Below are 24,646 nucleotides of genomic sequence, written 5' to 3'. Positions count from 1 at the left end.
AAGTGAAGTAATTTATTAAATTATAATTATTTCTTACTTTTAATCCGCCTTAACATTAGAACCCAATGAAAATAATTATCCCACTCTGCCTATTACTCACCCTTCTCGCATGCAACAACAAATCAGTATATCGCAAAGCCGCTGATGAAATCGTAGAACAAATCCCTGCGAATCACCACCTAAACGTTGGCAACAGGAGGTACAATATATATGTGCCTGCCGGCTGGACAACAAATACCCGAACAGAATATGGCATCGACTATTACTTTTTATTGGCGCCTAAAACAGCTGCTGATCCAAATACCAACATCAATGTAATTACTGAGGATATGCAGCATTATACGCTGGAGGAGTATATGCAAAAAACGATTCAGGCAGTAATGAAAGCTATTCCAAGCGCGGTCATTTTGGATCAGGGACTAATTGAAACCGACAGCCTCAAAGGAGCCTGGTACAAATATAATATGGAACCTCGTGGTATTAAAGCAACCCTGGTGAGTTATGTGTTTCCAAAGGATAATATCGCTTATATCATTACTGCTGGGACGCAAACGAAGGATGCTGGCCGCTATAGGCCGTTGTTCGATTCCGTTGCCACATCCTTCCGGTTTATTAATTGAAAAATGGTCGGGGCATAATTGTATTTTTCTATGAAAATAGAACCTGCCTGGTTTTATTCCAATAGAACTAAAGGAACTTTTAAACCCGATGACGTACTAAAATGCCCAAACCACCAACCCGACGCCAACTCATCGCCTCCTCCAAAAAAGACCCTAACAATGCAGACCTGCTCTCACAAATAGCTGCCAGTTATTTCCAGGATGGAAATTTTGAGAAGGCATATGTGTACGACCGACTTGCTTGGTTGGTTAATAGCAAGAATGTGATTCACCTGGCTAATCTGGCTGTGGATTTAGGCATGTTGGGTTGGTATGAGGATTCAATCACCTTATCAAAAGGAATCATTAAGTGGAACCTTAATAAAATGTGCCGGGATTGCGGGGTAGATGAACGTATGGCGAAGTCAGTTAAAAACGATTGCAGGTTCCGGATCAGCGTGATGTACTTCTTGCTGAAGCAGGAAGCTATGGCGAGGAGATACCTGAATTTGTATCTGCGCATCCGAAAAAGTGATAACCTCTCCACCAACATTCCCAAGCCCCACCTGAAACAGCAATGGACCGATCTATACCTAAACAGAAGAATCAAGATAACTATGTAGCCTTGGAGAATTTTCCCCAATTTTCCTTACATTCCACTCATGAAACTATTGCCAATTCTATTCATCTTTTGTCTATACACCAACATCACCACCGCTCAACTGAATCCGGACAGCCTGTATCAGTCCCTTTCCAATAAAAACATGACCAGTGTGGAACGCATCAACACGCTCAACAAGCTGGCTGCTTATTACAATAAAGACTCCACCAATCCCGCGCTGGTAATGGCCAACGAAGCCTACCTGCTTTCCCTGAAGGAAACCGACCGGAAGTTACAGGCGGCATCGCTGCTCAATTTGTCGGAGGGGTATTTATATAACGACCAGTATGACCAGGCGCTGAACTACGGCTACTCCGCGCTGGACATCTGCGAGGCACTGGGGAACGATAGCGCCACCGCCCGCGCGCTTACCAACCTGGGATGGATATTTTATGATACCGAGAACGGTTACTTCTCCCTGCAATATCACCAGCAGGCGCATGAATTGTATAAGAAGCTGGGGAATCCACGCCGGATCGCGCTTTCCATGAACGCGCTCGGACTGGTATACCTGATGAAAGACGAGTTCGAAACCGCCAGGAAGTACTTTGATAGTACCATCGCCATCGCGGAGCAATCCAACAACAAAGGCATGGTGGCCAGCGCCCTCGGCAACCGGGGTATCTGCGAAAATGAATTTGGCCGCTACCACAACGCCCTGGCCGATTTTGAAAAGGCCCTGGGCATACTCGGGACCGGCGATGCATTGGCGCATGCGGAGTTGCTGAACCAGATGGCTTTTTCCAGGATCAAGTTAAAAGAATATCCGGTAGCCGAAAAGCTGCTGGCAGAGGCACGGGAGCTGATAAATCAATCGAACTCGAATACCAGGAAAGAAAAACTCCTGGACAACCTCACCAGTTCCGCACTACTTTACCAGGACCTGGGCGAATACAAGAAAGCCTTTAACGCACTACAGGAATACACTGCCGTGCGCAACCAAATTCTCTCTAAAAACAAAAGCGAAGCTATTTCCGCCCTGAAGATCCAACGGGAAGCCAAAGAAAATGAACGGCACATCATTACCCTGGAAGCGCAGAAAGAACTGAGGGCCTTCCAGCGCAACGCTCTGGCCGCCGGGGTGATACTCCTTATTATAATAGGCGCCCTCTATATCAGCAAAATGAACCAAAAGCGCAAAAAGGAAAAAGAGCTGGAAGAAATGCGCCAGGCACTCATTAAACGTGAACTCGAGGCGGCCATCCATGAAAAGGAATCCCTCAATAATAAATTAGAATACCGGGATAATGACCTGAAAAACTACGCCCTCTTCATCTCCCAAAGGAATGATATGATCCGTAACTTCATTGATGAACTAACGGCACTGGATATAAACGGAGAAGCAAAACCTGAAAATATCGCCCGGTTCAATCGCCTGATCCATAAATTCCAGTACGATCTCGACAGCAATAAAGACACCCAGGACTTTAACCTCTCCGTCAATGAAATCCATAAAGATTTCTTCTTTAACCTCCTGCAAAAGTTCCCGGACCTCACCGAAAATGAACGCCGCCTCTGCGCCCAAATCCGACTAAATCTTTCCATGAAAGACATCGCCTCACTCAATAATATCTCCGTAAAATCGGTGGAAATGGCCCGCTACCGCCTCCGTAAAACCTTCCGCCTCGAACATAAAGACAACCTCTCGGATTTTCTGCAGCAATTTTAAATATTTGATTATTATATAGTTATATGCTTTGTAGGGGTCGTGTAGAGGTCCCTGTAATGCCTGTATAGAGGTCCCAAACCACTATGCCTTTGATTTTCCTGTCTACTTTACTTCCACTTCCGGTACTCCAAAAATCACGTTAGAAAAACTACAAAGCACCGGAGGGTAATTATCAACAAGCAGACATTAAAACCAAAATGCGTATGTGGAAACAACTACGGAGCAGTGGAATGCTTTTATTCCTATTGTTTACCGGGCTAACCGTCTTCGCCCAAAATGCCAACCTAACGGGTAAGGTAACGGATGCCAAAGGCACCCCCATCCCGGGAGCCAGTATTGCTGTAAAAAATACCAGCAAAGGCACTGCTACCGATGCCAAAGGGGAGTTCAACCTCCCTGGCGTACCTGCCAATGCCATCCTTGTGGTATCCGCCATGGGATATACCGCCAAAGAAGTAACACCCACCAGCAAACACCTGGTGATCGCCCTGGAAGAAAATGTAAAAGGCCTGGACGAAGTGCTCGTGATCGGTTACGGTACCCAGAAAAAAGGGGATGTAACCGCCGCCATCTCTTCCGTAAATACCAAAAACCTCGAGAAACAGCCTTCTGGTAATATCGGTACCATGCTGCAGGGCCAGGCGCCCGGCGTGGTAGTAAGCTCCGGCACCGGTAATCCTTCCGGCCAGCCGGTAGTGCTGATCAGAGGCATGAACAGTATCAACAACGCCAGCCCACTCTACGTGGTAGACGGTATCCCGCTGGAATATGCCTACGACATCAACCCTAACGACGTAGAGTCCATCAACGTGCTTAAAGATGCCTCCGCCGCCACCATCTACGGTGCGCGTGCAGCCGGCGGCGTTATCATCATCACCACCAAAAAAGGTAAATCCGGGGAACCACATGTCAACTTCAGCGCATACTACTCCTCCCTGCACCTCAACAACAACCTGCCTTTAATGGATAAGGTAAGCATGAACAAAGTGGTACGCGATGCTTTCGCCAACGACAACCTCACCGCTCCGGTATACGTACAGGACGACTCCCAATACGCCAACTCCGACTGGGTAGGCGCCTTCACCAAAACAGGCACCGAACAGAAATATGATGTGGACGTTTCCGGCGCCTCCGAAAAACTCACCTACCGCCTGTCGTATGGCCACTGGGAAAACTCCGGTACCATCATCAACTCCGGCGCTAAAAGAGACAACGTACGCCTCAACAGCGAAATAAAACTGCTGGACAGTCGCCTGAAAATCATGCCTATTGTAGCCTACACCCGCTTCAACAACCAGGACTACAGCGACGTGAACGGGGACGGCAACGCCGGCTTCTCTCCATTCATGGAAGTATACAGAACGTTGCCGCATAAACGAATCTATGACGAAAATTCCCCTAACGGCTACGCCAAACCTGAAATCGAACTAGGCTCCGGCAACCCCATCGGGGAAAGAATGCTGTGGAACGGCCGCTCCATAGATGACTACCTGCAAATCAATGTGGCAGCAGATCTAAAACTCTGGTACGGCTTCTCCTATAACTTCACCATCGGTAAGAATATCGTAAATACGTATTCGTATAGCCAAACCAGTCCGTTCGACTTCGGTGCACTCTCCCTGGTCGAAAATCCGACGCGCTCTGAGAGTCGCGGCAGAAAAGAGAATTCCCTGTATACCCACCTCCTCAACTACGAAAAACAGCTGGGCAAACATAACATCAAAGCCATGTACGGTTTTTCCCGTGAAAAAAATGTATACCAGGGAACTTCCGGCGCCGGCAACCACCTCAGCAGCCCGCTGATCGAAGCGCTGTCCGGCCTGATACTGGAAGGCAAAAACGATTATATCCGCGTGAATGGATGGAACTACGGTAATAACCTGCAGTCCTACTTCGGACGCGCCAGCTACAACTACGACGATAAATATTTCCTGCAGGGTAGCCTGCGCCGCGACGGTTCCTCCCGTTTTGGTACCGCCAACCGCTACGGTACTTTCTACTCCGTGTCCGGCGGCTGGAACGTGCATAAGGAAAACTTCTTCAATGTGCCCTGGATCACGGAGCTGAAGCCTCGCTTCAGCTATGGTACGGTGGGTAATCAGAATATTGACAACTTCCAGTACCTGGCTAAAATATATCTGGCCAACTCAGATCCTTACCTGAACTATCCGTTCGGTAACTTACCCGCCCAACAGGTGTATGTAGGTGCCATTGCGGCATCACTGGCCAATAATGACATCAAATGGGAACAAACGGCCACTTTCAACGGAGGGGTGAATTTTAGTCTGCTGAAAGGTACGCTCAGCGGTAGCTTCGACTACTTCAAATCAAAAACCAGTGACATGCTGGCGGAAACACCGATCCCTACTTCCTCCGGTATTACTGCCATGCCACTCACCAACATTGCTGACATGGAAAACCAGGGCTGGGAGTTTACCCTGACCTATCGCAGCCCTGCCAATAAAGCATTTCGCTGGGATGTAACGGCCAACCTTTCCCATAGCCGCAACAAAATCATCCGCCTGGGCTATGAAGGTGGCGTAATCGCCGATGGCTTCGTGGATTATAACAACCGCGGTACTACGCTTACTAAGACAGGCGAAGCGCTGGCTTCATTTTATCTGTACAAAACAGATGGACTGTTCCAGTCACAGGCTGAAATAGACGCTTATAAAAATAAAGCAGGAGAGCTGATCCAGCCCAACGCTAAACCCGGCGATATCCGCTTTGTAGATACTAACGGCGACGGACAACTCGACGATAACGACAAACAGTTAATGGGTAACGGCCTGCCAAAACTCGACTATGGTCTCACTTTCAACGCCAGCTATAAAAACTTTGACCTCATGATTTTCCTCAACGGAAAAGAAGGTCAGAAAATGTATAACGGCGCTAAAATGTTCCTCTACCGCTACTACCGTTCCACTGACCTGATGAACGCGTGGACGCCGACTAACACCAACACCAACATCTATCGCTTAAGCAATACGGACGCCAATGAAAACATGCGGGTATCTGATTATTACCTGGAAGATGCATCTTTCCTGCGATTGAGAAACCTGCAACTGGGGTATACGCTGCCGCAGAAACTGGCCACCACCATGCATTTGGAGCGATTAAGAATTTACGCTGGTGCTTATAACCTGCTGACTTTTACAAAATATACCGGCTTCGATCCGGACTTATCCAACACCGGTATTTTCAGCCGCGGGGTCGACAGGGGCTATTACCCGCTCAGCCGCTCTTATGTGTTCGGTCTTAACCTTGGATTCTAACCAGAAAAATTAAACTGACAATGATGAAACTAAAAATAACTGGTCTGTTTTTCACTGCAGTGATGCTGTTTTCCGGGTGCTCTGATAAGTTCCTCGACCTGCAGGATAAACAAAACCTTACAGAAAGCACGTTCTGGGCTACACGCCAGCACGCCTTGCAGGGCATCACAGCCACCTATGGTGCATTACAGGGCTATGACGGCGATAAGTGGACCTTCTTTGAACAGGTATACGTTACCCTTGCTTTTAAGGGAGATGATATTGATAATAATAAAAATGAACCCTATGGGAAAAACCTGGCAGCGTTTGTAAACAGTGCAGACGAATCAGGCCCATGGAGCCTCTGGGCTACCTGCTACACCGGTATTGGCAGAGCAAACCAGGTAATCCAAAAAGTGCCCGGAATCACGGTGATGACGGAACAGGAAAGAAAAGAAATAGTGGGCGAAGCTAAATTCCTGCGCGCTTATAACTACTTCGTACTGGTAAATGGTTTTGAACATGTGCCGCTGGTGCTTGAATTTGTGAAAGACCTCGACAAGCTCCAGGTGCCACAGGCGCCTGTCGCGGATGTATGGGCACAGATAGAAAAAGACCTGACCGAAGCGGAAGCCGTGTTGCCGGAAAGCTATGCCAGTGAGTATAAGGGTCGCGCTACGAAAGGCGCCGCTAAAGCGCTGCTGGCCAAAACCTATTTATACCAGGAAAAATGGGCGCAGGCGGAGGCTAAATTCAGAGAGCTCCATGGTAAGTATGCACTCAATGCCAACTACGTAGATAACTTCAACGGTACAAAAGAAAATGGTCCGGAGTCTATTTTCGAAATTCAATGGAGTGGCGATCGGACGGTATCGGATGAACGCCATCCTTTCAACTTTGAAGGAAGGCCTTATGCACTGGATGGCTGGGAAGTTTTTTACCCTTCTGACTGGGTGGTGGCAGAACTGAAGAAAGATAAAACAGATGCAGGTGAGTACAGCGACCGTGTATACGGTAATATCTTCTTCGATGATCCGAAATCCACCATGTGGGACCTGAATGTTCCTGCTTCACAGATTCCTTATTCATCGGTGGCCAGCGATCTCTCGCGCCCCGCTTATTATAACAAGTACGCCTATCCCAACGATAGGAGTGGTTCCTATGTAGGTTACAACATTTCTCTGATTCGCTATGCAGATGTGCTGCTGATGCTGGCAGAAGCGGCCAACGAAAATGGTAAAACAGATGAAGCCATCGGCTTTGTAAACGAAGTGCGTACACGCAGTCATGCTAAAGCGCTGGCTGTTGGTAGTATGACCAAAGATCAACTGCGTGAGCAGATTCGTCATCACGAACGCCCCGTGGAACTGGCCATGGAATTCGGTATCCGTTGGTTCGACCTGGTGCGCTGGGGCCGTGGCAATACGGCTAAACAGGCTATCAAAACTGTATTGCAAAATCACGGGAAGCCTTTCAGCAGCAACTATGTAGAAGATAAACATATTCGATATCCTATACCGCTGAAAGAGATCAATACCAATCCGCTCCTGAAGCAGAACAATTTGTATTAAGATGTTTGCCGGCAGCGCATTGCCTGCCGGCAAACCTATTTTTTGATTAGCACGGATAAAGAGATGATGAAATACAGTATTGGATGGCTGCTTGCCGTATTATGCTCCATCAGCGTACAGGCACAGCAACCTACACCACCATGGAGTAACCCGAAGATTCAAACAGAAAATGCCCTGGCACCTCATGCCTGGTTTATTCCCGCAGTTACGGAAGCCGCAGCGTTGCAAAATCAGCCATCACCTTTTGTGCAGTCGCTGGACGGGATATGGAAATTCAGGCTGGATACAGCGCCCGCTGCCCGCCCGCAAAACTTTTTTGCAGACGATTATGATGTGAGCAACTGGAAAGATATTAAAGTGCCAACCCACTGGCAAACAGCAGGTTTTGACCGGTTTATTTTTACAGATGTAGAGTACCCGATTCCGGTAAACCCGCCATATCCACCGGAGCAAAATAATCCCATAGGGTCTTACCGCAGGGATTTTACCATTCCTGGTAATTGGGGAGATAGAAATGTGATCCTCCACTTTGGTGCCGTGAACTCTTTTTTCTTTTGTTGGGTAAATGGCAAATATGTAGGTCTTGGGAAAGATAGTAAAACAGCGAGTGAGTTTGATATCACGCGTTTCCTGCGCAAAGGTCGCAATACCTTGTCGGTGCAGGTATTTCGCTTTAGCGACGCTACCTACCTCGAGGGCCAGGATATGTGGAAGCTCAGTGGTATTGAGCGTAGCGTTCAATTAATTGCCCGGCCAAAAGTAGCGGTGCAGGACTTTTTTGTAAAAGCAGGGCTGGACAGTACCTACACCAACGGCGTTCTGCAGCTGGACGTACGCTTTAATACCGCCGTGAAAGGCGGGTACCTGCAAGCCAAATTAATGGACAATAACAATACGGTAATAGTTACGCGTCGCGCAATGCTGACGGGTAGTGAAAATTATCAGCTAAACCTTGCTGCCGGCAACGTTACACCCTGGAATGCCGAACATCCATCTCTCTATAACCTGGTAATAACCTACCATGATAAAAATGGAAAAGTGGTGGAAGCAATAAACCACCGCACCGGTTTCAGAACGGTGGAGATCAGGAACGGACTGCTGCTGGTAAACGGGGTAGCTGTAAAAATTAAAGGGGTAAACCGCCATGAACATAATATGTACACCGGCAAGGTGATTACGCGGGAGGAAATGATTGCGGATATCAAACTGATGAAGCAATACAATATCAATGCGGTACGCAGCAGTCACTATCCCAATAGTCCGGACTGGTATACACTCTGCGATGAATACGGCTTGTATGTGGTAGATGAAGCCAATATTGAGTGCGATGGTATGTCGTTTTCGCCGCTCAAAACGCTGTCGGACAAGCCGGAATGGAAAGAAGCGTACCTGCATCGTACCCGCAGGATGTTTGAAACGAATAAGAATCATTGCTCCATTATTACCTGGTCGCTGGGCAATGAAAGTGATTTCGGGGAAAATTTTATCGCTACCTATCGCTACCTGAAGGCAATAGATAGTACCCGCCCCGTACAATACGAAGCCGCCGGCAGAAGTGAATATACTGACATCGTTTGCCCGATGTACAAATCGCCGGGCGTAATGGTGGAATATGTGAAGAAATGGAATCCACGGCCGTTTATTCAATGCGAGTATGCGCATATGATGGGCAACGGCGGTGGTAACCTGCAGGAATACTGGGACCTGATCTATCAGCATGCTCAGTTGCAGGGCGGATTTATCTGGGATTTTTCGGACCAGACCTTTAAGAAAAAAGATAAGCAGGGCCGCGATATATGGGCCTATGGCCGGGATATGGGGCAGGTAGGACTTACCAGCGATACCAGTTATTGTGCGGATGGTTTGTTTGCAGCTGACAGAACCCCGCATCCGCAGGCTTTTGAGTTGAAAAAAGTGATTCAGCCAGCCACATTTGAAGCCGTGCCTTTATCCGCCAATCAATTACGGGTGATCAACCGCCTGGATTTTACCAACCTGGATCAGTTTGAATGCTACTGGTTGATACGTTGCGAGGGTGAAACCCTGGCGAAAGGCCCGTTGCAGGTAGGTTCCGTGCAGCCGCATCAGGAAAAAACTATCCTGTTAAACCTGCCGGCATTGCAAATGCAGCCCGGTAAGGAATATTTCCTGACGGTGGAAATGAGAACAAAAAATGCAACAGCAGCACTGCCGGCAAATCACCTGCTGGCCTGGGAACAATTTGCATTGCCAGCACTTTCGCAGGATACGGCAGCTCCGCTTATCAAACAAAAAATTAATCTCTCCAAAAGCCCGGAACAACTAAAGATTACAGGAGATGATTTTGAGATCAGCTTCAGTAATACAACTGGTTGGCTGAGCGCTTACAGTTATAAGCATCAGGCTATCCTGCAATCGCCGCTGGAGCCACATTTCTGGCGGGCGCCAACGGATAATGATATCGGTAATAGTCAGCAGATGCGTTGTGCTGTTTGGAAGGATGTACTAAAAACTGCGCAGCTGGATTCCATCGTCACCTCAGTTGATAATCCTTATCAGGTAACCATCCGTACCTGGCATTCGCTCCCTGCGGTAAAAGCCAGGTATATGGCTACTTATACGGTGACGGGTGATGGTGCTGTTCAGGTAACTGTCACCATGAAAACAGGAAAAGATGCCATGCCTGAGCTGCCGCGTTTCGGTATGCGTACGATCCTCCGTGGGGCATTTGATAATGTGGCCTGGCTGGGTCGTGGTCCATTCGATAATTATGCTGACAGGCACACCGCTGCTGCGGTGGACTTATATCGCATGAAAGCGGATCAGTTGTTTCATCCCTATCCGCGTGCACAGGAAAGTGGCTACCGAACAGGTGTACGCTGGATGTCGCTCACCAATCAGCAGGGGATAGGACTCACTGCAAAAGGTAACCCGCAAATATGCGCAGGTGTACTGCATTTTAATATGGATAAGCTGGAATTTGACCGGGATGCTGCCGAAAATAATCATGGTGGCAGTATGACCAATGAAGACCTTGTATGGTGGAATATTGATTATAAGCAGTCCGGTGTGGGTGGGGATAACAGCTGGGGAGCCACGCCACATGCGGAGTTCATGTTGCCCTACCAGGATTACAGCTATTCGTTTATACTATGTCCCGCAAAAAAATGATGAATATGAGCAAATGGTTGATCCTTCTACTTGGATTGTGGCTGCAACAGGCCCATGCACAACGGAGCAAATACCCGGATGTATTGAACCTGCGTACAGATGCTCCTTCCCCAAAAAGTATTGAATGTAACGTTTTCAGTGATATGGGCGCCTGGCATGCTTATGCGCTGCCGCAACGGCCTGCTGATAACGGTGCGTTTATGGGGCCGTTAGTGATGGGCATGGAAGGAGCGTGGCTATCCGATGCCTTTTCAAGGTTGGAGCTGATGGAGAATGAGCAGCGTATAGACCTTTCCGTTGCCCGTGCAAGCCTTCACTACTACCCGGGGATGTTGCTGCAGCAGCTGGAAATTGATCACCTGGACATTCAGCAGCAACTGATTTTTGTATCGGCCAGGGAAGCCTTGCTGCATACTACTATCACTAACAAAGGTAACGCTGCCATAACATTGGAGGTGCGGTATGTAGGGCAATCATATAAGCCCATTACAGTGAATAAGGCCGTATTGCAGTCAGGTAATTTTGTAGTTGTTTTTCCGGGAGATGTAAAGCTGACCGTGGATAGCCTGCACTATAGTGCCAGCCGTACAGCTGTGGCCATTGCTCCCGGCGGCAGCTATAATCAGACGCAGGTGCAGGCTTATTATCCTGATTCCGTATATACGCCGGCGTTATACGATTTCCGTAAAGCGCTGGCGGAAAATGAGCAGCGATGGAACGGCTACCTCGATCGCTATTTTTCCGCAGCGCCAACGCTTACCGCCGCGCAGCAGCGGCTGGCGGTGAAATGTATGGTTACACTGATCACGAACTGGCGTAGCTCTTCCCAGGATATTCTGCATGATGGCGTATTTCCTTCGGTGAATTACCAGGGCTTTTACGGCGTATGGAGCTGGGACAGCTGGAAACAGGCGGCAGGCATTGTTACATTTCATCCGGAGCTGGCAAAGGATAACATTCGTTCCATGTTCGACTACCAGGACGAGCACGGGATGGTGGCAGATTGCATTTATGCTGACCGGCGGGAAAACAACTGGCGCGATACCAAGCCGCCACTCGCGGCCTGGGCTGTGTGGGAAGTATATCTCCATACAAAAGATACTGACTTTGTAAAAGAAATGTTGCCTAAACTGGTTCGCTACCACCACTGGTGGTATGCCAACAGGGATCATGATCAGAATGGATTTTGTGAGTATGGGTCTACCGATGGCACCCGCATCGCAGCTGCCTGGGAAAGCGGTATGGATAATGCCGTGCGTTTCGACAGTGCCATCATGCTTAAAAATAACGATGGGGCCTTTTCTCTTAACCAGGAAAGTGTAGACCTGAATGCCTATTTATATGCCGAGAAAAAATATCTCTCCTTACTATCTGCAGTCGTGGGTGAAAAAAACACTTACGAGGAACAAGCGGTGAAACTAGGGGAGATGATACGCGATCAATTTTATGATGCGCAGCAGGGCTTTTTCTATGACCTGCAACCCGCCACCGGTAAGCTGGTGCGGGTGGATGGACCAGAAGGCTGGATTCCTTTATGGGCCGGATTGGCCACGCCCGATCAGGCTAAAAAGGTAATAGCCCGCATGAACGATCCGAAAAAGTTTAATACTAAAGTCCCCTTTCCAACACTCGCCGCCGATCATCCGGCATTTGACCCGATGAAGGGATATTGGAGAGGACCGGTATGGCTGGACCAGGCAGCTTTTGCCACCACCGGTCTTCGCCGGTATGGCTATAAAAAACAGGCAGCAAAATTTGAAAAGCAGCTGCTGGAAAATGCAGCAGGATTACTCGCGGATGCACCCATATCTGAAAACTATCATCCCTTAAGTGGTAAGGGTTTGAATGCAAAGAATTTCAGCTGGTCCGCAGCGCATTTGTTAATGATACTGAAAAATAAATAACGTCATGGAATTTACAGCAAACGAAGTACAGCAGCTGGTGCAAAAGCACTACCTGCTGGGAGTAGCAGTAGCCCCTTTGCAGGGTTACGATGAATTTAACTACAGGATCACTGATACCTCCGGGCGGAAATTTATCCTCAAAATAACCGGCGAGGAAAAGCAATATTCTTTCCTGGATGCACAACTCCGTATCCTGGATCATCTAACGGTAACGGATGTAGCCTGGAAGTTCCAACAGATTCTGCGTAATAAAAACCGGCAGGAGTTAACACCGGTGTTCAAAGATGGAAAGCAATACTACGTGCGTATCCTTACCTGGCTGGAAGGAGAGTGCTGGGCCACTGTACCCGTGAAAACGAAGGAGCTGTACCTGGACCTGGGCCACTTTTTAGGAGAAACAGATGAAGCCATGCGGGAATTCCAGCATGATGCGCTACACCGGCATTATACCTGGGATATCAGCACCGCGGCGGAAGCGAATAAATTATTACATCATATTCCGGACCCTGAAAAAAGAAGACTGGCAGGCTATTTCCTGCTGGCTTTTGAAACGGAGGTAGTGCCTGTATTGCAGGAGCTGCGGCATGCCTGTATTCACGGGGATGCCAATGATTATAATGTACTGGTGCAAGATGGTAAAGTCAGTGGGCTCATTGACCTGGGGGATATGGTATACACCGCACTCGTTAATAATGTGGCTATTGCCTGTACCTATGCCATGTTCAACGCCGAAGATCCGCTGCAGGCAGCGGCCTGGGTAATTGAAGGCTATCACAAAGCCTTCCCGCTCACGGAGCAGGAGGTGGATCTCATCTACTACCTGATCGCTGGTCGTTTATGCATCAGCGTTACACAGTCTGCCTACCAGGCTTCACAGGGATCATCCAACAGCCATCATTTTGTGACTGAAAAAGATGCCTGGGAACTGCTGAATACACTGATCCGTATCAATCCGCTCCGGGCTGCGGATACCTTCCGTAAGGCCTGCGGTATGCCTTCGGCAATCAATAAGGAGGAAGATTATAGTCAGCTGTTGAATGAGCGGGCAGCAGTGATAGGCCGCAACCTCAGCATCAGCTATCGTAAGCCGCTGAAAATTGTAAAAGGTGCGTTGCAATATTTATATGATGATAAGGGAGAGACTTATGTCGACTGCGTAAATAACCCCAGTCATGTGGGGCATTGCCACCCGGTGGTAGTCAGGGCTATGCAACGGCAGATTGCTACACTCAATACGAATAGTCGCTACCTGAGTGATCACTTGGTGGAATATGCAAAGGAACTCCTTAGCACGCTGCCGCCTAACCTGGCGGTGGTATACTTTACCAACTCCGGAAGTGAGGCCAACGACCTGGCGATTCGAATGAGTCGCCACTATACCGGCCGCAAGGACGTGATGGTACTGGATCACGCTTACCATGGCACCTCTACGGTAGCCATGGAAATGAGTCCGTATAAATTTGATGGTAAAGGTGGATTCGGACAGATGCCTTATATCCACAAAGCGGTGTCGCCTGATTTATACCGGGGCGAATTCCGCTATGATGATCCGCTGGCGGGTGAAAAGTACGCCGCGGATGTAGCACAGATTCTGGAGCGCAACCCTGGGAAAATTGCGGCATTTATTTGTGAAACTTTGTTGGGCGTAGGCGGACAGATTCCTTTGCCGGATAATTATCTGTCGCAGGTCTACAAGTATATACGCGCCGCCGGTGGGGTATGTATTGCCGATGAAGTACAGGTGGGCTTTGGAAGAGTAGGTGAGAAATTCTGGGGCTTTGAACTGCAGGAGGTGCAGCCGGATATTGTGGTACTGGGTAAGCCTATTGGCAACGGTCATCCGCTGGCGGCAGTAGTGGTGACACCTGAAATAGCGGATGCTTTTAATAATGGAATGGAGTACTTCAATACTTTCGGTGGTAACCCGGTGTCGATGGTTACGGGTCGCGCAGTGCTGGAAGTAATACGCACGGAGCAAATGCAGCAGCATGCCCTGGAAACCGGCAATTATCTCATGGACGGTTTGCGCAGTCTAATGGCTAAACATCGCATCATCAGTGATGTACGCGGCTTCGGACTCTTCATAGGTGCAGAAATGGTGAAAGACCATACTACTATGGAGCCGGCTGTGGATGAAATTAATGCAGTAGTGGAGCAAATGAAAGAAAGAGGCTTCCTGCTTTCTACGGACGGGCCGCTGCATAATGTACTGAAAATTAAACCACCGATGGTATTTAACAGGCAAAACGCCGCTGATATGGTACACCATCTCGATGAAGTATTAACTGCACTTAATTATTAATGCTATGAATAATTTGGAACTAATCCTGGATGGGCTGATGCGCCGCTATAAGGAAAGGGTACCGGATGTAAACCGGGTGATAGCGGCCATGATAGCGGAGGGACTGATAACAGCCGCACAGGATATTGAAAACGATCATATTGCTTTTCGCACCATTGGGGTGCCGCATTTGGGGATACAGTCGCTCGAAAAGATCTTTATCTACCATGGCTATACGAAGAAGGACTATTATTATTTCGGGGAGAAGAAACTGGATGCCTACTGGTATGCGCCGCCTGCCCCTCAGTTGCCCCGCATTTTCATCAGTGAACTACGGGTGAAGGATTTGTCGGCCGGGGCGCAGCAAATCATACACAGCTATACCGATGAGGTAACTGCGGACCCGGTGGATGCCCTGAACCTCGATGATGCCGCACAGGTGGATGCGTTTCTGCACAGTGGTTTATGGCGGCTCCCGACCTACGCTGATTACGCGGCCCTGGCAGCTGAAAGCGAATATGCTTCCTGGACGATTTATAACCGCTACTACCTGAATCATTTTACGATTAGTGTACATAACCTGCAGGGGGTGTATGGAGATATTGCGCATTTTAACCAGTTCCTGGAAAAGCATGGACTGAAGTTAAATGATGCCGGTGGTAAGTTTAAGAAGAGTCCTGACGGGCTGCTGTTACAAAGCTCTACGGTTGCCGGCATGATCACCGCCACCTTTGCCGATGGTGAGCAGCACCCAATTCCGGGTTCCTATGTGGAATTTGCGGAGCGCAGGTTATTGCCGGGGTATGAGCATCTGCCGCCAGGAGCGCGGAGGAGGGAGCACCGCCGCGAAGGTTTTGAGGCGGCTAATGCCAATAAGATTTTTGAAAGTACATATTCATCACAAACAAATAAATAGAATGAAATTTTTAGAAGAGCTGGGTATAAAGGCAGTGAATCCTGGTATCAGCACCGGTACAAAATGGATGCAGGGGAGTGGTGATGTCGCTTCCTTTTCACCGGTGGATGGGTTGTTGATTGGCCGGGTAGGAATGGCGGGGAAACACGAGTATGAGGAAGTAATGCAAACGGCTACACGGGCATTTGAACAATGGCGTACCGTACCTGCACCACGCAGGGGTGAGGTGGTGCGACAGATAGGAGCCGCGCTGCGTGCGAAAAAGCAGGCGTTGGGTAGTCTGGTGAGTTATGAAATGGGAAAAAGTTTGCAGGAAGGTTTGGGAGAGGTGCAGGAGATGATCGATATCTGTGACTTTGCGGTGGGTTTGAGTAGGCAGTTGTATGGATTAAGTATGCACAGTGAGCGTCCTTCGCATCGGATGTATGAGCAATGGCATCCGCTGGGGATAGTGGGCATCATTTCCGCTTTCAATTTCCCGGTGGCGGTGTGGAGCTGGAACGCCATGCTGGCAATGGTTTGCGGGAATGTATGTGTTTGGAAGCCGAGTGAAAAAACGCCTTTGTCGGCCATTGCCTGTCAACATATAGTGGCGGAGGTGCTGGAGCGCAATGGTGTACCCGAAGGTGTACTTTGTTTAATTAATGGCGGGCACGAAACCGGGGAGTTGTTAGCAGCCGATCACCGGGTACCGTTGGTATCGGCCACCGGCTCTACCCGGATGGGTAAGGCTGTGGCTGTAACGGTGGCTGCGAGGTTAGGTCGTTGCCTGCTGGAATTAGGCGGGAACAATGCCATTATTATTTCCCGTGATGCCGACCTGGATATGGCGCTGGTAGGAAGTTTATTTGGCGCCGTAGGTACGGCTGGTCAGCGCTGTACCACTACCCGTCGCCTGATTATTCATGAATCGGTATACGAGAGCTTTAAAGCGAAGCTGGTAAAGGCATATGGGCAGCTTAGGATTGGTAATCCGCTGGATGAAAGCAATCACGTAGGTCCGCTGATTGATCAGGCAGCGGTGGATAGTTACCTGGGGGCTATCAACGCTTGTAAAGCGCAGGGAGGTAGGTTTATCGTGGAAGGAGGTGTGTTAAGCGGTCCCGGGTACGAGAGTGAATGTTATGTACAGCCCTGCATCGCGGAAGTGGAACAGGATTACCCTATCGTACACACGGAAACTTTTGCGCCTATCCTGTACCTGATGAAATACAGCACGCTGGAGGAGGCGATTGCCATACAGAATAATGTGCCGCAGGGGCTTTCTTCCGCTATCATGACTTTAAACCTGCGGGAAGCGGAGCTGTTCTTGTCTGCTGCCGGCAGTGATTGTGGTATTGCCAATGTAAACATTGGTACGTCCGGTGCGGAAATAGGCGGTGCTTTTGGTGGAGAGAAGGAAACAGGCGGAGGCCGTGAAAGTGGCAGTGATGCCTGGAAGAATTATATGCGCAGGCAAACGAATACGATTAATTATGGGACGCAGTTGCCGCTGGCGCAGGGGATAAAGTTTGATGTTTGATAAAAACCCCGCGGTTGTCGCGGGGTTTTCTTTTTACAGCATACATGATACGATTGCTATTAAAATCCAAGGCCGATGGTAAAGCCTTTTATTGTTCCAGAGATGGTGGCGCCAGCAGTAGCGGTTCCCGTGGTCAGGTTTATGGTGTAAACCCTGGTTACACCTCCTACGGTTAATAGGGCATATGCTGTGCCACTTGTGCTGCCAATATCAAATCCATTGGCAGCTGTGGCCGTAACTCCCAATGGTCCTACACTCACCAGCGTGCCGTTATTTGGTGGGTCCTGTTTATAAAGACGGTTGTTTACTGCATCAATGTCAAACAGGATAGTGGAGGGGGCTGCTGCAATATTGTTGTTGTATGCCGCAGCGGTGATCAATGCCGTACCAGGTGTCAATGTTACATCGACGCCGGCAACAGTGCCGTCAGTAGGTACTAACCGCATGTTCTGACCGGTGTTACTCACTATCCTGATTCTGTCTACCATCGGGTTGAAGTCAAAACCAAAATCAGTTCCTGCCAATAAGGTGGAGAATGGCGCTGCACTCACCACAGTTGCCGCACCAGAGGCCGCATTAATGGTATAGAGTCTGCTGGTACTTCCTAAAGCATACAGCTGACCGTTGACAGGGCGGAAGTCTAACCCAAGTATAGCCTCACCTGCAACGAGTCCTGTAATGGGCTTATTTACCTGGGCAGGATTTAATGGATTAAATATCACCAATTCATTGGTGGAGCTGATAGCATAAGCTACGGGCTCTGTAGGTATAGCCACACTAATGATATTGCTGCTAAATTCTCTTAAAATTTTTGTTGCCTTACCTGTTGTTATATCTATCGCGTATAAATTTGTTTTACCGCCGGTTTTCAGCGCTGCCAACGCAGCCTTTCCGTCTGGGCTTATATCGAAGTCACCAGCTTGTTCCACATCAAAACCTATACTTCCCACTTCCACCAGTTTGCCATCATTGGGCGGATCCTGTTTATAAAGTTTGTCGGTGGCAACGTCAATCACAAACAGAACAGTACTTGCTGCCCCTGCGCGGTTGGATGTATAAGCGGCGGCAGTAACATTAGGGTTACTTACCCCGTTTAAATTGCCATCAGTTCCAGCTGTGCCCCCGGTTTCAGGATTTAGCCGGAGATTCTGCCCTGTGGAGGTAACGAGGCGTAATCGATCTACTGTTGGATTAAAATCGAGTCCTATGGCGGTGCCGTTGATAGCTGGTGTAAAAGCTGCTGCACCAATGGCGCGTGCTGCACCAGTTTGCGGATTAAGCACATAAATACGGCTGCTGCTTCCAACACCGTACAGTTGTCCGGTTGCCGGCCGGAAATCAATTCCTAAAAGGCTTTCTCCTGCCTGTAATCCGGAGATGCTTTTTTGATTAAGGATGGCCGATGGGTTATTGGCATTTAAACTCAGCAGCATATTGCTGTTGGTTAATGCATACATGGCCAGGTCAGGGCCGGTAATGCCATTTTCACCAGGAGAATCGTCATCTTTATTGCACGAAACAAACAATAGTATAGCCATAATGCCATACACCATACCTGTACGGTACAAAAAATAGGTCAGTGGTTTCATTGTTAGAAATTTTAAAATTAAACTTTACATACATGCTGCTATTAGTTTGTATCCCTTATAGCCAGGGTCAGCGTAGTTATAATGGCGAGGTTTCAACAATAGTAGCAGCAATAATTCTGAACCATACAGTGTATGGATATGTTATTTGGATGGTTAATCTGCTCAGATATCGATAATCTGGATATACCTACGCGAAAACACAAAAAATGGATTTAATAAGTTCCTCTTTGTTCGAGGATTATAATTTTTAATAGTTCCACTTATATGGTACTATATTGGATAAGTTAGGACAGGGAACTTTTTTTTGGCGTCAATATATTTTTCTGTATTATTGATCCATCAAAATAACCAGTCGAATCGTTTCCTCCAACGATTTATCTCCAACATAAAACCCTGTTTAATTATGCACCAATTACACCCCATGCATAGTTCCCAAAGCGCACGCGTTGTGAATTGTGACATCGATCCTACTTCCAGTCTGAAAGAAATGTTTATAGACATGATTCAGCGACCCCGCGCACTGGATGGCCAATGCCCCGTAAGGCGACCTGTATTTTCCAAACAACACGGCATGGTGAAAGCTACGTTTGTGGTAAACAAAGCGCTGTCGCCCGAAAAACGCATAGGCGTATTTCAATATGACCAGCTGGATGCCTGGGTAAGATTTTCCAGTGATACCAAATCAGGTTTGGGAGATGTTAAAACAACTATTGGCGTGGCCATTAAACTCTTTGGTGTAGCAGGGGAGAAGTTGCTCGAAAGTGAACCGGATGCATCAACGGCGGACTTTATCCTGCAGAACCACGATGTATTTTTTGTAAACACGGCAAAGGATATGTGCGAGTTTACACACGCCGGTGTGGTATTGCGCGACTACGATTCCTACCTCAAAGATCATCCGGAAACTGCCAAAATCCTGGATGACATGCAAAAGCCGGAACCCAGTGTAGCCACCGCCGTTTACGGCAGCTGCCTGCCGTACGCATTTGGCAGCAATGATTATGTAAAGTATAAACTGGTGCCATTAAATACCCCTCCCGGTCCACCGGTACCGGATAATAACCCCGGCTACCTGCGTGATGAACTCAAACAACGCCTGGTTAAAGAAGAAGTTCGCTTCGGATTCTACCTGCAGTTCAGAACAGATGCGGCAACCATGCCACTGGATGAAGCAATGGTCCGCTGGCCGGAAAGCATTTCCGCACCTGAACTATTTGCGACCCTAATTATACATCAGCAAGATATTGACGCTCCTGGCCAGGTAGCCTATGGCGAAAATCTTTCTTATAACCCCTGGCATACCCTCGCCGTGCATCAACCCATCGGCAGTATCAGCGATGTGAGGAAGGTAGTGTATGAAGAAGGCGCACGGCTCCGCCGCGACCGCAACGGCATTCCCTTAACTGAACCACGTACGGCACGTAAATAACCATCTCACCAAAAAAAAATTATTATGGCAGTAAAAGCTGATTTCGCCAAACTGGCGATTTATCCACCTCTTGGCATTGCCAGGTTAGGCAACTCAGATGAATACTTCTTTGCGTCTGATGTTCCGGGCATAGAACCACCGCACGAAAACGGGTATAAGGATAACCAGGGGCGCATTAAAAAACAGGTACCACGTTTCCGGATATACGCTTTCGACGAAAACAACAAGCCGCTAAGGGAAGTAACGGCCGACAGCAGCACCACTATCGAATGGCGCGTAAACCTGGCCAACAGGAAAGCCAGCTGGTATAATTTCCTGAATGCGCTGGACCTGCCGGATAATCAGTCTAAAACCCCCGACCATCGTAACATAAAAGAAACAGATCGCAGCAAACTAAACATCCTTCCCACCCCTAAAAAAATCCAGGGCACGGATCAAAAAGGTGTTTATTTTAATGAAGGTTATTTTTATGACATCAATGTACCGCTGGGTGAACTGCAAACGGATGACAAAGGCCGCCTCCTCGTTATCCCTGCTGACGGCACCTCCGCATCCGCCTTTAACGAAGATCCTACCACCTTCGCCAACAATGTAGGCTGGCACGATGATACCGCCGACGGTACTATCTACGCTACCGTTACCATCAATGGTACGCCTTATCCGGTTACTCCGGCCATGGTGGCTGTGACGCCACCAAACTTTGGCCCGGGGCTGTTTGCCGTGGTTACCATGTACGACGTAGTGGAAGACCTGTTCCTGCAACTGGGCGAAATTCCCCAGCCTAAAGAACTGGAATTCTGGAAACATATCTATCCCATTATCTCCAGAACGGTACAAACACAGTGGGTGAACCACGGCTTCTTTATGCTGTTCGGACAAAACTCGCCCAGTGATTACCTCTCTCACGAGAACCTCCTGAAGCTGATGAGCCCTGATCCGCTGTACCGCGACCTGCGCACTGAAGTGTTCCAGTGGTACCGGGACCCTGCCAATAAAAATTATGAACCGGTGAAAATCCCACCGTTCTACGGCGATGCATTCGGGGAATATACAGATGTGTACAACGTAGACCTGCCACTTACCAAAACGCAATATGAAAGAATGGCCAAATGGGCACAGGGTGAGTTTGTACCCGGCAACAAGCCGGAAACAAATTTCGAAAACTTCACGCTGGAACAACAGGTACAGTCCCTGACAGAAGCCCCGCTGGAAGAATGCCTCGGCGGACCATTCCACCCCGGCATTGAAATCACCTGGCCTTTCCGCCAGCGCATCTTCTGGGATACGCCGTTCCGTATTAAAATACTTCCTGAAAATGAAGCGCCTAAAGATGATTACGGACAATTCCTGACACCGGAAGTAGCCGTAGGCCCCGGTGGCCCGATCGATGGTAGCGGCCCCGGCTCACTTACACGCTGGCTGGGCGTTCCATGGCAAACGGATGAAGCCAGCTGCCTCTCCGGTTACGATACCACCACTTATTTAACGCTGCCATCCTTCTGGGCAGCACGCGTGCCAAACCAGGTGCTTTCGGAATCCTCCTTCAAGCGACTAACGGATAAAGATTTAAATATTTACCAGCGACTAAAACACTTTGATTACCGCCAGGACTGGTTGCGCGACCTGGGCACGCAATACCTTCCCAAGCTGAAAAAAATGGTGCAGCGCTGGCATTTCCTGGGAATTATCACGGAAGTGCAACTACCGGCGGACCGGCAAAACCCGGCCCTTCCAAATGTGTTCTGGGTGGAAGCGGGGCGCCCTGGCTTCACTACGGATGATCCTACCTTTGAACAGGTACTGGTGGCTGAACATGCACAGGTACCAATGATGGAACAACCAAGAGCCATGCTCCTGGATGCCGCCGGTGTGGATGCCAGCAGCCTCCGAATACTGGAACGCAAACCCCTGCGAAGAGACGAAATGTAAAACTGATGAATATCCCTGTTATTATTATCGGTGGCGGCCCTGCTGGTGCTGCCACCGCTTTACAGTTAAGGCATAACGGTTACGACTGTATGATCCTGGAAGCACTGGCATCTCCCAAAAGAAAACCCGGAGAAACCATACCACCGCAAGCATTTAGCCTGCTAAAGAAATCAGGACTGGATATCCTGCTCCAACACCCGGCCCACCTGGCATGCTATGGCAACAGGTTTATATGGGGCAGCCCCGTACCCGCGGATAAATCCTTCTTTCAAAACCCGGTGGCGCAAGGCTGGCATGTAAACCGTGCAATTTTTGAAGCACAGCTGCAGCAACTAGCCATAGAAAAAGGAGTTCAATATTACTGTGGTTGTAATATGGTCTCCGCAGTTTACAGTAATAAAACATGGACCGTGACCTATACCGACGCCCACCAGCAACTACAGACCGTTACCGCAGCATTTATCGTGGATGCTACCGGCCGGAAATCCCGCGTGGCAAGAAAGCTGGGTTTTCAACGAAAAATGATAGATAAACTGGCAGGCATCACCGCCTGCTATACGCTGCCTGCAAACATTCAGCAATTCACCTACCTGGAAGCCGTGGAAAATGGCTGGTGGTATGCCGCCCCACTAACAGAAAACCAGCTGGTGCTAAGTTTAATGACAGATACCGACCTGGTACACGGTCACTTACGTACCGCCAGGGACCTCCTGACTAACGCACACGCCACTACGCTGATAGCCGGCATCCTGCAAAATACCCGTTGTGCTGACGAAAACTTGGTGGTTTCCAGCGCCGCCACGGGCTACCTGTCCCAACGCACCGGCGAACGCTGGCTGGCAGTAGGAGATGCCGCCTACGCCTACGACCCCATTTCATCCTACGGCATTACCTCCGCACTGGAAGGTGGCTTTTATGCCGGCCATGCAATAGCAGCCTGCCTGAATGGAGATCCGGATGCGCTGCATGCCTACGACTGGGCCATCAGCACAGCATTTACCACCTATATGAAAATGCTGATCGGGCAATATGCCCAGGAAAAACGATGGCCCACATCCACTTTCTGGAGCAGGAGGAATTAACGCCAGTATGCTTTTACCTCCGGTAATACCTCAGTAATGATTTTTTTCTCCACCTCCTGGGGTGAAACATACATCAACAGGTGCCCGTCGTCCTTAAACCAGTATAATTTCTTTTTAGGGGCTTTCAGCTGCTCAAAGTAGGCTTTAGACATTTCCGCGTTGGTCTGCAAATCCTTGCCGCCCAGGAAAAAGTACACTGGTACCTCCAGCTTCGTTATTGACTTGGCCAGCGGCTCCGCCGTAGCGTCGTTCCAGGGCTTCATCCAGGTTTTATTCCACTCCCTGAGGAAGCCTTTAATATAGGTGGTGTCCTTATCCGGAAACGGCCTGCCGGATAATAAGTTCATCCATTTCCTGGAATAGTACAGGTCGTCTGGCCGGGAGAAAGGTACCTTGATGGCGCTTACCTCCGCTAAAGCCTGTTGATGGTTGCCCGCCTTTGCCCAACGGATAACACTGTCGAGCGCAAAACGCTCACTGCGCTCCTGGTCTGTTACCGGACATGCTACCATTAATGCCGCCACCGATGCCGGATGGGCCGCCGCTACTTTAAATCCTACCAGGCAACCCCACGACTCCCCCAGCAAATAAATTCTATCCTGGTTAAACTTCTTTTTCAACTGTTCAACCAGGCTATAAGCATCATCCGCAATCAGCGGCAGGGAAGGAGGTACCGGTGAAGCATTTAACCGGAGCGTCAGCCCGGTTTCGCGCTGGTCCCAATTCACCACGCAGAACTGTTCCCGCAACAGCCCCGTAACTTTCTCCATCTGGGGAATCCGGGATTCGCCCGGGCCACCATGCAAAAACAGTAAAACCGGTCCCTTGGGATTGCCATTTACGGCAATCACCTGTTTAATCCCCCCGATCAGTAATGTATCATAATAATTTACCTGCTGCGATAAGGCATGCGCTGAATGAAGCATGGAAAGGCAAGTACATAGCCAGAAGAGTGTTCTCATAAAATAGGTGTGTTTAGGTTTTCCGGACCGAATAAACAGTCAATATCCAAGATAGCATAAATCCCCTGATCCCCTCCCTTTCTGGCTTTTTTTTGCCGGTATGTAACATTTTTCCCCCCTGATTGAAT

15 protein-coding genes are annotated in these 24,646 nt (G+C 48.9%); 13 read left to right on the top strand and 2 right to left on the bottom strand.

All coding sequences use genetic code 11. From position 1 onward, the window contains the following. Nucleotides 1-65: 65 nt before the first annotated feature. The 10 genes from BUB18_RS22260 (at nt 66) to amaB (ending at nt 17,527) form a co-directional block, all read left to right on the top strand. Nucleotides 66-620: a hypothetical protein gene (locus BUB18_RS22260; RefSeq protein ID WP_073085256.1), complete on the top strand. Its 555-nt coding sequence runs from the start codon at nt 66-68 to the stop codon at nt 618-620. A gap of 101 nt (nt 621-721) precedes the next feature. Beyond that, nucleotides 722-1,222: a tetratricopeptide repeat protein gene (locus BUB18_RS22255; RefSeq protein WP_073085254.1), complete on the top strand. Its 501-nt coding sequence runs from the start codon at nt 722-724 to the stop codon at nt 1,220-1,222. Nucleotides 1,223-1,261: 39 nt separating this feature from the next. Continuing rightward, nucleotides 1,262-2,929, top strand: coding sequence for a tetratricopeptide repeat protein (locus tag BUB18_RS22250; protein ID WP_083550569.1), 1,668 nt, complete (start codon nt 1,262-1,264; stop codon nt 2,927-2,929). A 203-nt stretch (nt 2,930-3,132) separates the two neighbouring features. Then, the gene (locus BUB18_RS22245; protein ID WP_178372180.1) at nt 3,133-6,204 is read left to right on the top strand and encodes a SusC/RagA family TonB-linked outer membrane protein; all 3,072 of its coding nucleotides are present in this window, start codon (nt 3,133-3,135) and stop codon (nt 6,202-6,204) included. A gap of 20 nt (nt 6,205-6,224) precedes the next feature. Then, the gene (locus BUB18_RS22240; RefSeq protein ID WP_083550561.1) at nt 6,225-7,754 is read left to right on the top strand and encodes a RagB/SusD family nutrient uptake outer membrane protein; all 1,530 of its coding nucleotides are present in this window, start codon (nt 6,225-6,227) and stop codon (nt 7,752-7,754) included. Nucleotides 7,755-7,796: 42 nt separating this feature from the next. Further along, a complete protein-coding gene (locus BUB18_RS22235) occupies nt 7,797-10,904 on the top strand; it encodes a beta-galactosidase, LacZ type (RefSeq protein WP_143160048.1) in 3,108 nt (1,035 codons plus the stop codon). 5 nt (nt 10,905-10,909) lie between these two features. Continuing rightward, nucleotides 10,910-12,808 carry an MGH1-like glycoside hydrolase domain-containing protein gene (locus tag BUB18_RS22230; RefSeq protein WP_143160047.1) on the top strand — a complete coding sequence of 633 codons (1,899 nt, stop codon included), beginning with the start codon at nt 10,910-10,912 and terminating at the stop codon, nt 12,806-12,808. Between the two features lie 4 nt (nt 12,809-12,812). Beyond that, on the top strand, nt 12,813-15,110 hold the full coding sequence (locus tag BUB18_RS22225) for an aminotransferase class III-fold pyridoxal phosphate-dependent enzyme (protein WP_073085245.1): 2,298 nt from the start codon (nt 12,813-12,815) through the stop codon (nt 15,108-15,110). 4 nt (nt 15,111-15,114) lie between these two features. Next, complete coding sequence (locus BUB18_RS22220; RefSeq protein ID WP_073085244.1) at nt 15,115-16,005, top strand: DUF1338 domain-containing protein; 891 nt, start codon at nt 15,115-15,117, stop codon at nt 16,003-16,005. 1 nt (nt 16,006) lies between these two features. Continuing rightward, the gene (amaB, locus tag BUB18_RS22215) at nt 16,007-17,527 is read left to right on the top strand and encodes an L-piperidine-6-carboxylate dehydrogenase (RefSeq protein WP_073085243.1); all 1,521 of its coding nucleotides are present in this window, start codon (nt 16,007-16,009) and stop codon (nt 17,525-17,527) included. A 59-nt stretch (nt 17,528-17,586) separates the two neighbouring features. Here the strand turns inward: amaB and BUB18_RS22210 are convergent, their stop codons facing one another. After that, nucleotides 17,587-19,116 (bottom strand): DUF4394 domain-containing protein, encoded by a 1,530-nt coding sequence (locus BUB18_RS22210; protein ID WP_073085242.1) that lies wholly within the window; start codon nt 19,114-19,116, stop codon nt 17,587-17,589. A gap of 403 nt (nt 19,117-19,519) precedes the next feature. Here BUB18_RS22210 and BUB18_RS22205 point away from each other — a divergent pair, with 403 nt between their 5' ends. Genes BUB18_RS22205 through BUB18_RS22195 form a run of 3 tightly spaced genes read left to right on the top strand, consistent with a single transcriptional unit; the run spans nt 19,520 to nt 23,556 of the window. Next, nucleotides 19,520-20,545 (top strand): catalase family protein, encoded by a 1,026-nt coding sequence (locus BUB18_RS22205; protein ID WP_218588082.1) that lies wholly within the window; start codon nt 19,520-19,522, stop codon nt 20,543-20,545. Nucleotides 20,546-20,569: 24 nt separating this feature from the next. After that, nucleotides 20,570-22,474: a LodA/GoxA family CTQ-dependent oxidase gene (locus tag BUB18_RS22200; RefSeq protein ID WP_073085240.1), complete on the top strand. Its 1,905-nt coding sequence runs from the start codon at nt 20,570-20,572 to the stop codon at nt 22,472-22,474. A gap of 5 nt (nt 22,475-22,479) precedes the next feature. After that, nucleotides 22,480-23,556, top strand: a complete 1,077-nt coding sequence (locus tag BUB18_RS22195; RefSeq protein WP_073085239.1) for an NAD(P)/FAD-dependent oxidoreductase — start codon at nt 22,480-22,482, stop codon at nt 23,554-23,556. Here the strand turns inward: BUB18_RS22195 and BUB18_RS22190 are convergent. Beyond that, nucleotides 23,553-24,518, bottom strand: coding sequence for an alpha/beta fold hydrolase (locus BUB18_RS22190; protein ID WP_083550552.1), 966 nt, complete (start codon nt 24,516-24,518; stop codon nt 23,553-23,555). The genes BUB18_RS22195 and BUB18_RS22190 overlap by 4 nt on opposite strands. Nucleotides 24,519-24,646: the final 128 nt, after the last annotated feature.

Origin of the sequence: Chitinophaga jiangningensis (assembly GCF_900142605.1) — a bacterium.
Lineage (GTDB): Bacteria > Bacteroidota > Bacteroidia > Chitinophagales > Chitinophagaceae > Chitinophaga > Chitinophaga jiangningensis.
This window is presented reverse-complemented; position numbering and strand designations above follow the sequence as displayed.

Bases quoted from the DNA above. Each gene is read 5' to 3' on its own strand.
- BUB18_RS22220 (WP_073085244.1), top strand. From the start codon at position 15,115: ATGAATAATTTGGAACTAATCCTGGATGGGCTGATGCGCCGCTATAAG.
- BUB18_RS22195 (WP_073085239.1), top strand. From the start codon at position 22,480: ATGAATATCCCTGTTATTATTATCGGTGGCGGCCCTGCTGGTGCTGCC.
- BUB18_RS22210 (WP_073085242.1), bottom strand. From the start codon at position 19,116: ATGAAACCACTGACCTATTTTTTGTACCGTACAGGTATGGTGTATGGC.
- BUB18_RS22255 (WP_073085254.1), top strand. From the start codon at position 722: ATGCCCAAACCACCAACCCGACGCCAACTCATCGCCTCCTCCAAAAAA.
- BUB18_RS22245 (WP_178372180.1), top strand. From the start codon at position 3,133: ATGTGGAAACAACTACGGAGCAGTGGAATGCTTTTATTCCTATTGTTT.
- BUB18_RS22225 (WP_073085245.1), top strand. From the start codon at position 12,813: ATGGAATTTACAGCAAACGAAGTACAGCAGCTGGTGCAAAAGCACTAC.
- BUB18_RS22260 (WP_073085256.1), top strand. From the start codon at position 66: ATGAAAATAATTATCCCACTCTGCCTATTACTCACCCTTCTCGCATGC.
- BUB18_RS22250 (WP_083550569.1), top strand. From the start codon at position 1,262: ATGAAACTATTGCCAATTCTATTCATCTTTTGTCTATACACCAACATC.
- BUB18_RS22205 (WP_218588082.1), top strand. From the start codon at position 19,520: ATGCACCAATTACACCCCATGCATAGTTCCCAAAGCGCACGCGTTGTG.
- BUB18_RS22190 (WP_083550552.1), bottom strand. From the start codon at position 24,518: ATGAGAACACTCTTCTGGCTATGTACTTGCCTTTCCATGCTTCATTCA.
- BUB18_RS22230 (WP_143160047.1), top strand. From the start codon at position 10,910: ATGAGCAAATGGTTGATCCTTCTACTTGGATTGTGGCTGCAACAGGCC.
- BUB18_RS22240 (WP_083550561.1), top strand. From the start codon at position 6,225: ATGATGAAACTAAAAATAACTGGTCTGTTTTTCACTGCAGTGATGCTG.
- BUB18_RS22200 (WP_073085240.1), top strand. From the start codon at position 20,570: ATGGCAGTAAAAGCTGATTTCGCCAAACTGGCGATTTATCCACCTCTT.
- amaB (WP_073085243.1), top strand. From the start codon at position 16,007: ATGAAATTTTTAGAAGAGCTGGGTATAAAGGCAGTGAATCCTGGTATC.